Origin of the sequence: Bradyrhizobium sp. 190 (assembly GCF_023073415.1) — a bacterium.
Classification (GTDB): Bacteria; Pseudomonadota; Alphaproteobacteria; order Rhizobiales; family Xanthobacteraceae; genus Bradyrhizobium.
The window spans coordinates 200021-211913 of the sequence record NZ_JADPJL010000023.1 but is presented as its reverse complement, the minus strand read 5'-3'; the positions used below and the strand labels follow the sequence as shown (position 1 = coordinate 211913).

The 11893-nt window shown below is 62.5% G+C and carries 10 protein-coding genes; 6 read left to right on the top strand and 4 right to left on the bottom strand.

The window, feature by feature from the left end; all coding sequences use genetic code 11:
• The 4 genes from IVB22_RS15930 to ugpB form a co-directional block, all read right to left on the bottom strand.
• Nucleotides 1-1014, bottom strand: coding sequence for an ABC transporter permease (locus IVB22_RS15930; RefSeq protein ID WP_247518260.1), 1014 nt, complete (start codon nucleotides 1012-1014; stop codon nucleotides 1-3).
• Nucleotides 1015-1026: 12 nt separating this feature from the next.
• Nucleotides 1027-2646, bottom strand: a complete 1620-nt coding sequence (locus IVB22_RS15925; RefSeq protein ID WP_247518259.1) for an ABC transporter substrate-binding protein — start codon at nucleotides 2644-2646, stop codon at nucleotides 1027-1029.
• Nucleotides 2647-2875: 229 nt separating this feature from the next.
• On the bottom strand, nucleotides 2876-3826 hold the full coding sequence (locus IVB22_RS15920; protein ID WP_247518258.1) for a phosphotransferase: 951 nt from the start codon (nucleotides 3824-3826) through the stop codon (nucleotides 2876-2878).
• A 102-nt stretch (nucleotides 3827-3928) separates the two neighbouring features.
• Nucleotides 3929-5305 (bottom strand): sn-glycerol-3-phosphate ABC transporter substrate-binding protein UgpB, encoded by a 1377-nt coding sequence (gene ugpB / locus IVB22_RS15915; protein ID WP_247518257.1) that lies wholly within the window; start codon nucleotides 5303-5305, stop codon nucleotides 3929-3931.
• 331 nt (nucleotides 5306-5636) lie between these two features.
• Between ugpB and IVB22_RS15910 the strand changes: the two genes are divergently transcribed.
• From IVB22_RS15910 to IVB22_RS15885, 6 genes are all read left to right on the top strand, one after another.
• A complete protein-coding gene (locus IVB22_RS15910) occupies nucleotides 5637-5816 on the top strand; it encodes a hypothetical protein (RefSeq protein WP_247518256.1) in 180 nt (59 codons plus the stop codon).
• 95 nt (nucleotides 5817-5911) lie between these two features.
• Nucleotides 5912-7906 carry an ATP-binding protein gene (locus IVB22_RS15905; RefSeq protein WP_374207546.1) on the top strand — a complete coding sequence of 665 codons (1995 nt, stop codon included), beginning with the start codon at nucleotides 5912-5914 and terminating at the stop codon, nucleotides 7904-7906.
• Complete coding sequence (locus IVB22_RS15900) at nucleotides 7876-9621, top strand: DUF3369 domain-containing protein (protein WP_247518255.1); 1746 nt, start codon at nucleotides 7876-7878, stop codon at nucleotides 9619-9621. Before IVB22_RS15905 ends, IVB22_RS15900 begins: the two co-directional genes overlap by 31 nt.
• Entirely contained in the window at nucleotides 9618-10358 is a 741-nt protein-coding gene (locus tag IVB22_RS15895) for a response regulator (protein WP_247518254.1), read from the top strand. The genes IVB22_RS15900 and IVB22_RS15895 overlap by 4 nt, the downstream gene beginning before the upstream one ends.
• A 384-nt stretch (nucleotides 10359-10742) precedes the next feature.
• Nucleotides 10743-11354: a sigma-70 family RNA polymerase sigma factor gene (locus IVB22_RS15890; RefSeq protein ID WP_247518253.1), complete on the top strand. Its 612-nt coding sequence runs from the start codon at nucleotides 10743-10745 to the stop codon at nucleotides 11352-11354.
• Between the two features lie 178 nt (nucleotides 11355-11532).
• Nucleotides 11533-11733 carry a hypothetical protein gene (locus IVB22_RS15885; protein ID WP_247518252.1) on the top strand — a complete coding sequence of 67 codons (201 nt, stop codon included), beginning with the start codon at nucleotides 11533-11535 and terminating at the stop codon, nucleotides 11731-11733.
• The last annotated feature ends 160 nt before the right edge of the window (nucleotides 11734-11893 follow it).

Below are 11893 nucleotides of genomic sequence, written 5' to 3'. Positions count from 1 at the left end.
TCACCCTTCAAGCCGCACGCGGGGATCGATCACGCCGTAGAGAATGTCGATGACCAGATTGAGCAGCACGTACATGACCGCCATGGTCAGCACAAAACCCTGCACCGGCGCGAAGTCCGACGAGATCAGCGCTTCCACCGCGTAGGAGCCGATGCCGGGCCAGGCGAAAACTTTCTCGACCAGCACATTGGCCCCAAGCAGGAACGAGAACACCATGCTGAGCGTGGTAATCACCGGCAGCATGGCGTTGCGAAACGCGTAGGTGACGATCACGGTCGACGGCGACAGCCCGCTGGCGCGCGCGGTGCGGACAAAGTCGGACGCCAGCACCGCCAGCATCGAGGCCCGCGTCATGCGCGCGATCGGCGCCAGCGAGAAGATCGCTAGCGTCGCTGCCGGCAGGATCAACTGGCTCAGCGCGGAACGAAACGTTTCTAAATCGCGCGCGATCAGGGCGTCGATCAGATAGAGGCCGGTCACACTCGGCGGCGCGCTGTAGAACACGTCGAGCCGGCCGAGCGGCGCCGGCGACCAGCCGAGCCTGAAATAGAAGACGTAAACCAGCACCAATCCCGTGAAGAACACCGGCAGCGACACGCCGGCGGTCGTGGTGATGCGACAGAGATGGTCAATCCAGGAGCCCGGGCGGGTCGCCGCCAGCACGCCGAGCGGGATCGCGATCATGACCGAAACGACGAGACCAAGCAGCGTCAGTTCGGCGGACGCCGGCAGGCGGTTGCGGATTTCGGTGGCGACCGGCTGGCCTGTTGTAAGCGAGTTGCCGAAATCGCCATGTGCGAGATCGTTGGTGTAGCGGAAGAACTGCTCGATCAGCGGCTTGTCGAAGCCGAGCTTCTTGCGGATCTGCTCGATGGCTTCCTTGCTCGCCGCGGGCCCGGCGAAATAGGCGGCGGGATCGCCGGGCAGCGCGCGCGTCAGCAGGAACGTGACGATCACGACCCCGATCAGCGACGGGATCGCAAACATCAGCCGCTTGCCGATCATGGTCAGCATGACGCTTGCCTCTTACGCTTTCACCAGCGTGCGGTAATCGAGCCTGCGGTGGAACCAGTACTGATAGCCCGAGACGTTCTTCTGCATCGCGACGTTGACGTAGGGCTGATACAGCGGAATGCGCGGGATGTCCTTGAAGGCGAGGTCGACAAAACCCTTTACGTCGGTATCGTATTTGGCGGTGTTGCCGATCGCGGCGGCGTCGACGGCGCCGTGGATGTATTCGTCCATCGCCTTCGACTGATAGCTCATGGTGTTGAAGATCGAATTCTTGCCGTCGTAGCACCAGATGAAGAAGTACTCGGGATAATCGAGCCAGCCGGAGAATACGTTGGTGTAGAGCGGCAGCACCTTCTTGTTGAGCTCGGTGCGCCAATTGGCGCCGGGAATCTTGTTGATGGTGGTCTTGATGCCGATCTGCGCGAGGCTCTCCTGTACCAGAATGCAAAGCGGCTCGTTGACGCCGGCGAAGCCGAGGTCGAACGACAGCGTGGTCTCGAAGCCGTTGGGATGGCCGGCTTCCGCCAGCAATGCCTTGGCCTTTGCTATGTCCGTGACGTATTTCGTCGGCTGCGGCCACGCCACCTCGGTGGCCTTGTCGGCCGCGGCGCCGAACATCGGCTTGGCCAGGCCGAACAGCACCGCATCCATGATCTTCTGGTAGGGGATCGCACAGGCCACCGCCTCGCGAACCTTGGGATTGTCGAACGGCGGGATCTTGACGTTCATGCCGATGTACTGGACGCCATTGGAATACGGCACTGAGACGATGTTGAGCTTGCCGCTGTCCTTCAACTCGACGAAATCCTTGTTCGGCAGATCGTAGGAGATATCGGCGTCGCCGCGTTCGAGCAGCGCGCGGCGGTTGCCCGCCTGGGGCACCATGCGCCAGATCACACGCTTGACCTTCGGCAAGGGACCACCGGCCCATGCGTCGTTACGCTCCATGATGACTTCGGTGCCGGCGGTCCATTTCGTCACCTTGTAGGCGCCGGAGCCCGCGGTCTGCTGCTTGGTGTATTCGAGACCCCAGGGATCCTTCTCGCTGGCGTTCTTCTTCACCAGTTCGGAATTGACGACGCAGGGCACGATCACCGCGAGATCGGGCAGCGTCAGCCGGTCCTTCTTGGCGAAATCGATCCGCACCGTGCTGTCGTCGACGACGACGAACTGTTCAGTCTTGGTCAGGGAGCCCGCGCCCATCTGGAACGTCGGAAAACCGCCGACGCTCACCGCGCGATCGAGCGACCACTTGACGTCCTTCGCCGTCACCGGCGCGCCGTCGTGGAATTTGGCGTTCTTCTTCAGCTTGAAGGTGACCGACATGTCGCCGACATTCATGTCCTCGGCGAGCTCGGGCTTGAACTTGTCGCGGTCGTAATACGGCACGCCGCCGGGACCGCTTTTCATTTCATGGCTGATCAGGCGGTCATAGCAATTCCACGACACTTCATAGCCGGGCACGTTGGTGCCGACGCCGTGAATGTCGAGATTGTTGGGGCCGCTTTCGGAAACGATCAGCAGCGTCTCCGACCGCGCATCAGCCTTGGCGGCGGACCAGATTGCTGGGGCGGGCACCATCGCGCCCGCGGCAACTCCAGTGACGGATTTGAGGAAATCGCGACGCTTCATGGGTGATGCTCCAAACGCCTGAGGGAAAACGGCTTTGGAACTGAGATCGCAAGGTTTGTGCCAACCGTTAAAGAAAGCTTTCTTTCGCACCAACCGATTGATTTAGCTTGCCAATAGAGACCGGCCGGGGCGTCGGCCGGGTTGCGACATCCTGACGGATTGCATACAAAGAGGCATATTTGCTCAATAAATATGCAGAAATTCTGGGCGCTCTATTGCTGTGCGGCACTCAGATCGGCCAGAGCAAATCCTGCAATTCGAACAGGTCGCCGGCCCGCTCTTGCCAGCCCTCGATGCAGATTTTCCTGACGGGATCGCTGGCACGATGCAGGAGCATCAGCGCCATCAGCCGTCGCTTCAGGTTGGGAGTGATATCTCCATCCGAATAGCCAAATCCATCAAACAGGCTCCGGACCCGCCGCGGCATGCCGGCGGTCATGAAGGCGCTCGGGCCCAGCAGATCGTATTCGCCCCACCCAGTCATCACGTCGCCGAAGTCGATCAGGCCCGCGAGATGCCAACCATCGCCATCGCGCCTCAACAGGAAATTCTCCGGAATATATTCACCGGTCAGGATCACCGGCGGCTTGTCGAGCGGAATGAGCGCCGCCGCATCGCGCAGCAGTTCGTCCAGCCCTCGCAAGAATTTCTGCGGCAATCCGAGGCGCTCGTGCCGGGCGCGGCATCCCGCGATTTGCCCGCGCATGAAGGTGCCCCAGTCCGGTTCGATCCGGGCCAATGCGCCAATCGGCGCGCGCTGCACCTCGGCAATCGTCTCGCCGATTTCCGCGAGGACGCGCTCCTTTTCCTCTTCCGGCAGCGACGGCCACGCTTGCTCGCCCAGAATGCCCGGCAGCCGCGTGATGACGAGATACGACCATCCGTCGCGCTCGCCTTCGACGACGATTTCGGGGATCGCGATCCGAAGCTGTCCGCGAAGTTGGGCGACCGAGCCACGTTCCGAGACGAATTGGGAACGAAGAAAGGGCGGGAAGATCTTCAGGATGAGTTTTTCATCGAGCGCCATGACGATGTTGGTGCCGGTGGCGAAGACGTGCGGGGCCGCGCACGCCAGGCCGTGGCTGCGGGCGATATCGAGCGCGATCGGCAGCCATTGCGCCGGATCGGCGCGCCAGGTGCGGAAGGGCTCGTAATCTGTGAATAGCGGGAAGGACCGCACCATTGCCTCAGTATGTAGCCCGGATGTAGCGAGCGAAATCCGGGATCGGTGCTGCAAGATGAATCCCCGGGTTGCGCTACGCTTCACCCGGGCTACACAAAACTACCGGTCCGGATTCGCCCGCTCGAACTGGCGCAGCAGGCGATTGCCGCGTTCGACGGCGAGGTCGAGGGCTGCCTGTGCGGACTGCTTGCCGCTGAAAACCTGCTCGAGTTCTTCGTCGATCACGCTGCGGATCAGCACAAAGGACCCAAGCCGGATTCCTTTCGAGTTCTCGGTCGGCGGCTTCAAGGTCAACTGCTCTATGCCGATCGCAGCACCAGGATTGCGATCGTAGAAGCCCTGCGCGCGGGTGAGGTCGGAGGCGGCGCGGGTGATCGGCAGATAGCCGGTGTTCTGGTGCCAGGCGGCCTGAACGTTGGGCTTCGAGAGATAGGCGAAGAACCGCGCGACGCCAGTGTATTCGCCGCGCGGTCGGTCGCGCAGCACCCATAGCGTGGCGCCGCCGATGATAGAGTTTTGCGGGGCGCCGGCGATTTCCGGCCGGTGCGGGATCATGCCGTAGCCGACCTCGAATTTCGAATTGGCCTTGATGTCCGCGCGCGTCCCGGACGAGCCGATGAAGATGGCACATTCGCCCTTCTGAAAGCGCGGCTCGGCCGATTGCCCGCGGCCGCTATAGTCGAAAACTTTCGTCGCCTGCCATTCCGCGAGTTGCGCGATGTGCCGCACCACGTCCGGATTGTTGAAGCTCAATTCCGCATCGAGCCCAGCGAAGCCGTTGGCCCGGGTTGCCAGCGGCAGATTGTGGAATGCGGAAAAATTCTCGACATGGACCCAGGAAGGCCAGGATGTGGTGAGCCCGCAAGGCGAGCCGGCCGCGCGCAGGCGCTTTGCGGCTGCGCCGACCTCGGCCCAGGTCTTCGGCGCCACCTCCGGATCGAGGCCCGCGGCGCGGAACAGATCCTTGTTGTAATAGAGGATCGGCGTCGAGACATTGAACGGGAACGACAGCATGTTGCCGGCGACATCGGAATAATAACCGGTCACGGCCGGCAGATACGCCTCCGGCGAGAACGGTTCCGACTGATCGCGCATCAATTCGAACACCGGATAGATCGCGCCCTTCGCCGCCATCATGGTAGCGGTCGCGACCTCGTTGACCTGAACGATGGCGGGCTGGCTTCGCGAGCGGAATGCAAAGATCGCCGCCGTCACCGTCTCGGTGTAATTGCCCTTGTAGGTCGGTACGATCCGGTAGTCCGACTGCGACGCATTGAAATCGGCCGCCAGCTTTTCAAGCTGCTTGCCGAGCTCCCCCGACATCGCGTGCCACCACATGATCTCGGTGGCGGCCTGCGCCGGAGACGCAAGCGCCGTGGCGGCGAGCGCTGCGAATTGCAAGAATCTCAAGGCCAATTTCACTGGTGATTTCCTGCTTTGCCGCGCCGGCGATGTACCTGTTCGCTGCGCCCTCATAAATCCCTCAGGCCGCGGTTTCAATCCGCCCGGCATCGCCGCAGTGCACAACACAACTGAAAATTGCGCAGAATTATCACGATTACCCGTAGCAAGCCACTTGCCAGCCCAGCCTTCAATGGTCAAGCATCGGTAAATTCTGCTAAAAATGCGTTGAACCTTTTCTCCCCGCCCGCAGACTCCATCTCTAAGGGGATTGTTGCCTGTGTATCGCCGCGCCGACCTTTCGCGGACCTTTCGTGCTTGTTGTTGCGCTGTTGGTTACGGCGGTCTCAACGGGCGTTTTTACGCGCGAGTTTCGTATGCCCGATCCCCAGAACGCGAGTTTCGTATGCCCGATCCCCAGAACGAGAGGCATCCGATCGACGCGTTCCATTCCCGCCGGCTCGGCGCGGAAAAGGAACCCCTCGGACATATCAAGACCGGCGCGGCCGATCTCAACCGTACCATCGTTGCATTGATCAGGGCGACGACGCCGGTATTGATCTGGCGCCTTCGTAGAGTGGAGTGAATTTGATCGGTGCATCGCAACAGCAGCGAACAGCGGAACGGCCGGCGAGCTTCGCCGCGCGCGGCCGTTTTCGCGTCGTGCAGTGGCTGCGCGCGGTGCCGATCCGCTGGCGCATCCTGTCGATCGCGGGATTGAACTCCGCCGTCGTCGTGGTACTCGCCGTATTGATCTGGAACGGCGCCAAGGTGCTGGGTTCGGCCTGGGACGACGTCCGGCAGGTGCGCGAGTCCGACAAGATCCTGGCGCTCCTGGAAAGCGAAACCAGCCGGCTGCAGAACCTGATCCATCGTTACATCAACCAGCCGAGCCCCGAACTGTTCGCCGAGATCCTGCTGTTGCGCGAAGCGGTGCTCGGCACTCTCACTACGCGCGCCGCGAACGACAAGATGCTGTCGGGGGCGGTCGAGCGGCTCGAACACGTCACCGACCGTTTCCTCAACGGCTTTGGCGAATTGCGCGCCGTGCAGGCCACCATCACCAAGACCTATGAGCAGCAGGTGCTGGGTCCGGCCCGGGAAATGGCCGGGCTGTATTCGATCATCGAGGGTGCAACCGGGCATCGCGACGCGCAGATCTGGCCGGCGCTCGGAAGGTCCCGCGAGGCGTTTACGGCCATGCTGGTCGCCGCCAACGCCTATTATCTGTCGCCCGCCTCGGCCTCCGCCGAGGACGCCCGCAGGAATACCGAGACGATCGAGAAGACCATCCCCGTTATGGCTGAACTCGCCGACAACGACCTGCAGCGCATGGCGCTGACGCGGCTGAAGGCGCGGACGGTGGCGTTGCGCGATGGGATGACCAAGCTGACCGAGCAGCTCGCGATCCGGACCGAGCTCTTGCGCAACACCATCGATGCCAGCCAGGCCGAGGCCATCAGCGTCATCGACGAGTTGTCGGTCAAGATGCGCCAGCGCGAGCAGAAAGCGCAGGAGACGTTCGACAAGACGCTGTCGGGCATCTCGCGCCGGGTGCTGTCGATCGCCGTGATGTTCCTCGGCATCATCCTGTCCGCCGGCGTCCTGATCGCGCTCTCGATCCGCCTGCCGCTGCAACAGATCCTGGCGGCCATGCATGCGATCACCTCGGGCAATTACGATCGCCGCGTGCAGGGCACCACCGCCAGGGACGAGGTCGGCGCCATGGCGCGCGCGGTGGACGTATTCCGCGAAAACGCCATCGCCAAGCGCAAGACCGAGGACGAACTGCGCGCGTCGAAGGAAAAGGCCGAAAGCGCGCTGCTCGAGCTCAACACCGCGCAGCAGAACCTGATCGACGCCGAACGGCTGGCGGCGCTCGGCGGGCTGGTCGCCGGCGTCGCCCATGAGGTGAACAACCCGATCGGCATCAGCCTGACGGTGGCGTCGAGTTTTGCGCGTCGCGCCGACATGTTCGAGCAGGAACTGCGGACGGGGCCGCTACGCCGCTCCAAGCTCGACGACTTCGTCAAGTCCTCGCGCGACGCAGCAGGGCAACTGGTGGCGAACCTGCATCGCGCCGGCGAACTGATCCAGTCGTTCAAGCAGGTAGCGGTGGATCGCTCGCACGCCGAGCGCCGGCAATTCAACCTCAGCGAGGCCACCGATCAGATCGTCGCCAGCCTGAAGCCGGTGCTGAAGAAGGCCGCGATCACACTGTCGGTGGACGTGCCGGAAGGGCTTTTCATCGACGGCTACCCCGGCTCCTACGGCCAGATATTAACCAATCTTTTCCTCAACGCCGCCAACCATGCCTTTGCCGACGGCAGGTCCGGGGCGATCACGATCTCGGCGCGGGCACGCGGCAGCGACGATGTGGAGATCATTTTTGCCGACAACGGGGCCGGAATGACGCCGGACGTGCAGCGGCAGGCGTTTGACCCCTTCTTTACGACGCGCCGCAACCAAGGCGGCACCGGGCTGGGCTTGCATATCGTCTATAATCTTGTCACTCAACAGCTCGGCGGCCGGATGATGCTGGAGTCAAGGCTGGGACAAGGCACTACATTCCGCATTATCATGCCTAAAGTCGCCCGGGGCGAACCCACGATTACAGACCAGACAGCAGCCGACGGAACTCCTCAATGGCCGAACAGGACGATGTCCTCCACCTGATCGACGATACCGGGACCGTTCCGGAGGACTCGTCCGCGCGCAAATGGAAGATCGCCGTCATCGACGACGATGCCGCGGTGCACGAAGGCACCCGCTTTGCGCTGAGCGACTACAATCTCCATGGCGCGACGCTGGAAATCCTGTCGGCCTATTCCGCGGCCGAAGGCCGCACCTTGATGCGCAACAATCCCGACGTCGCGGCCGTGCTGCTCGACGTCATCATGGAAACCGACGTCGCAGGCCTTGACCTCGTCGAATACATCCGCAACGAGCTCAAGAACGAAACCGTCCGCATCATCCTGCGTACCGGCCAGCCGGGACAAGCGCCCGAGCGCCGCGTCATCGTCCAGTACGACATCAACGACTACAAGGCCAAGACGGAGCTCACGGCCGACAAGCTGTTCACCTCGCTGACGGCAGCGCTGCGCAGCTATCAGCAGCTCGAGCGCATGGTGCAGACCAGGCGCGGACTTGAAATCATCATCGACGCCGCCTCGACGCTGTACGACTTCAAGTCGATGCAGCGCCTCGCGGAAGGCGTGCTGACGCAGCTCGCCTCGTTGCTCAATGTCGACTGCGCCGGCATCCTGGTGTTGCGCGACGACGGCACCGCAGGGAGCGAATTCTCGGTGCTGGCGGGGTCGGGCTGCTACAGCCGCTTCATCGGGACGACAAGCTCCAAGGCGCTCGATCCGGATTTGCGGCAGATGGTGGAAGCCGCCTTCCAGCGCCGCAAGAACGAGTTCGCCGACCACCGCAGCGTGCTCTACCTGCGCACCGGCTCTGGCCGCGAGGTGGTAGTGCTGCTGCAGGCCGAGCGCCAGCTTTCCGACACCGACCGCGCGCTGGTCGAGATTTTCTCGAGCCGGCTGTCGATCGCGTTCGACAACGTCATCCTCTACCGGCAACTGCACGAGGCCAATACCCAGCTCGAGGACCGCGTCGCCCAGCGCACCCGTGCGCTGATGCAGGCCAACCGACGGCTGTCGGCGCAGTGGCTGCGGCTGCAGCGCGCCAACGGCTTCAAGAACGAGATTCTCGGCACCGTCGCGCACGATTTGAAGAATCCGCTCGGCGTGATCCTGGGCCGCACCGAAATGCTGACGGAATTGATCGGCGCCGGCTCACCCAAGGAGAACGTCACCGCCCAGGTCGAGCATATCAGGGACGCCACCAAGCGCCTGACCTCGATGGTCGATCACCTGATTTCGGATGCGATGGCGGACGCCTTCGACATCACCATCCGCCGCGAACCGGTCGACGTCGCAGCGCTCGTTTCCGAGGTCGCCGATTCCAACCTGCCCTCGGCGGTCAACAAGCAGCAGGCCATCTCGGTTTCCGCCCCGCCGAATGTCGTCACCATGTGCGATGCCGACCGGATCCGCGAGGCGATCGACAACCTCTTCAGCAACGCCATCAAATACTCGCCGATCGGCGGCAAGATCACGGTCGCCGTCACCCATGAGGGCGGCGACACGGTGATCCGCATCGCCGACCAGGGCGCCGGCCTTTCGCCGGAAGATCTCGGCCGGCTGTTCGGCCGGTTCCAGCGGCTCTCGGCCAAGCCGACGGCCGGGGAAAGCTCGACCGGCCTCGGCCTGTCGATCGTCAAGCGTATCATCGACATGCATGGCGGCCATGTGACCGCGGAAAGCGCCGGCCCCGGACAGGGATCGACATTTACCGTTACACTGCCAGCGACAGAGACGACATGACCCAGAGCCCGCACATCTTCATTGTCGACGACGAGCCGCCGGCCCGCGAGATGGTCGGTGATTACCTCAAGATGCACGGTTTCAACGTCACGCTGTGCGACGGCGGAAAAAGCCTGCGCCGCGAGATCGAGACCAACGTGCCCGACCTCGTCGTGCTCGACCTCAACATGCCCGAGGAAGACGGGCTTTCGATCATTCGCGACCTCAAGAGCCGCATCAACGTTCCCGTCATCATGCTGACGGCGACGGCGAGCCCGATCGACCGCGTCGTCGGCCTCGAACTCGGCGCCGACGACTACATCGCAAAGCCCTGCGAGCTGCGCGAACTGATGGCGCGCATCCGCTCGGTGCTTCGCCGCAGCACGCCGGCCAAGGCGGCTGCCGCGCCGGAGGCTGCGGCCGCAAAGACCGAGAAGGAGCAGCTGGTGCGGTTCGGCACCAAATGGCTCGACCTCGAAGCCCAGGCGCTGCGCGACGACGAAGGCAACGAGCATCCGCTGACGGCGTCCGAATTCGGCCTGTTGAAGGTGTTCGCCGCGAACCCGAAGCGCGTGTTGTCGCGCGAGCGGCTGCTGGAGCTTGCCAATGCGCGCGACGCTGAAGCGTTCGACCGCGCGGTTGATCTGCGCATCATGCGCATCCGGCGCAAGATCGAGATCGACCCGACCAAGCCCGCCGTGATCCGCACGATCAGAGGCGGCGGGTATTTGTTCTCGCCGACAGGCGAGAAGGGTTAGATTCAGCACACCGTCGTCGTCCCCGCGAACGCGCCGACCCATACTCCGCGGCACGCGTATTGACACGCTGCGGTAGACGTCCTTTCCAGACAACAACGCCCTGTGGTTATGGGTCCCTGCGCCCCGTGCGCAATTGCGCACTAGGCAGGGACGACGATGGGTTTGCGCCTGTGCGGAACCAATCCGGGTCCGAAATCTTCCAATTTTCCGCATATTGAAATTACTGGCATTTTAGCTCCGAATGTTTCGTCGCAGGCCCCGCGACGAAACAATTCTCTCCTGCACGAAACCATTTTCCCCCTTTGGAGCAGACATCCCGAAACCGAGCCTAATTAACAATTCTCCCAACGAAACGCCTGTTGGCGTCGGAATTGGGAGCCTGTCATGTCGAACGTCATCGCCATCAACGCCGCAGCCAAGAAGTCGATTGCCGCCGCCCGCGCGACATCAGACGAGATGCTGCTGCAGAGTATTGCCAAGGGCGACCGCACGGCGATGCATGTGCTTTATTCCCGCCATAACGTCCGGGTTTACCGCTTCGTGCTGCGCATGGTGCGCGATACCACGATGGCGGAAGACCTCGTCAGCCAGGTGTTCCTCGACGTGTGGCGGACCGCCAGCCAGTTCGAGGGCCGCTCGCAGGTTTCGACCTGGCTGCTGTCGATTGCCCGCTTCAAGGCGCTGACCGCGCTTCGCCAGCGCAAGCATGAAGACATCGAGCAGGAAGACGTGCTGGAGATCGCCGATGAGGCCGACACGCCGGAAGCCTCGCTCGACCGCAGCAACACCAGCGCGATCCTGCGCGCCTGCGTCGCCAAGCTGTCGCCGGCCCATCGCGAGATCATCAATCTGGTCTACTACCACGAGAAGTCGGTGGAAGAGGCCGGCGCGATCATCGGTATTCCCCAGAGCACGGTGAAGACCCGGATGTTCTATGCCCGCAAACAATTGGCCGAGTTGCTTAAGGGCGCCGGCGTGGGCAGCCTCGCTGCATAAAACGTAGCTGTTTCAGTTGGTTAGATTGGTATCGGGGACGGAAAAACGGGTCGATTTCGACGGGCAAAGATTACCTCCGACGAAACAAATGAAACAATCGTCGACATCACCCGGAAAAACTCAGCCCCTATACCGATCATCACCAACTTAAACGCCAACGCCGAACAGGAGAGCGAACATGCTGAAGCCGTCCTTCCGCCTTTTCATCGTCCCGCTCGGCGCCGTCGCGACACTGGCCACCCTGTCGGCCCAGAACGTACAGCCCCGCGTCCACCGCGACACCGGTTCGACGTTCGTGCGTGAACAGGTGGTGGATTGCGGCACCAAGAGTCCCAAGGAGATCTGCGTGATCTCCTACGACAGCGAGACCCCCCGCTGAATTTCTAGCCTTCCAAGCTCTAGACCTCCCAAGTAACCTCCAACGACCCGGCCGGGATGCCCCCCAGCCGGGTCGCTCTGTTTTTGGGGGATGCGCAGTGACACCTTGAGGACGGTTGCTGAACGCCGCGACCTGAGTAACTCCGGTGCGTTACCGCCCG

Coding starts and splice junctions, on each gene's coding strand:
- IVB22_RS15930 (WP_247518260.1), bottom strand. CDS start 1,014: ATGCTGACCATGATCGGCAAGCGGCTGATGTTTGCGATCCCGTCGCTG.
- IVB22_RS15925 (WP_247518259.1), bottom strand. CDS start 2,646: ATGAAGCGTCGCGATTTCCTCAAATCCGTCACTGGAGTTGCCGCGGGC.
- ugpB (WP_247518257.1), bottom strand. CDS start 5,305: ATGAGGGCGCAGCGAACAGGTACATCGCCGGCGCGGCAAAGCAGGAAA.
- IVB22_RS15910 (WP_247518256.1), top strand. CDS start 5,637: ATGCCCGATCCCCAGAACGAGAGGCATCCGATCGACGCGTTCCATTCC.
- IVB22_RS15900 (WP_247518255.1), top strand. CDS start 7,876: ATGGCCGAACAGGACGATGTCCTCCACCTGATCGACGATACCGGGACC.
- IVB22_RS15895 (WP_247518254.1), top strand. CDS start 9,618: ATGACCCAGAGCCCGCACATCTTCATTGTCGACGACGAGCCGCCGGCC.
- IVB22_RS15890 (WP_247518253.1), top strand. CDS start 10,743: ATGTCGAACGTCATCGCCATCAACGCCGCAGCCAAGAAGTCGATTGCC.
- IVB22_RS15885 (WP_247518252.1), top strand. CDS start 11,533: ATGCTGAAGCCGTCCTTCCGCCTTTTCATCGTCCCGCTCGGCGCCGTC.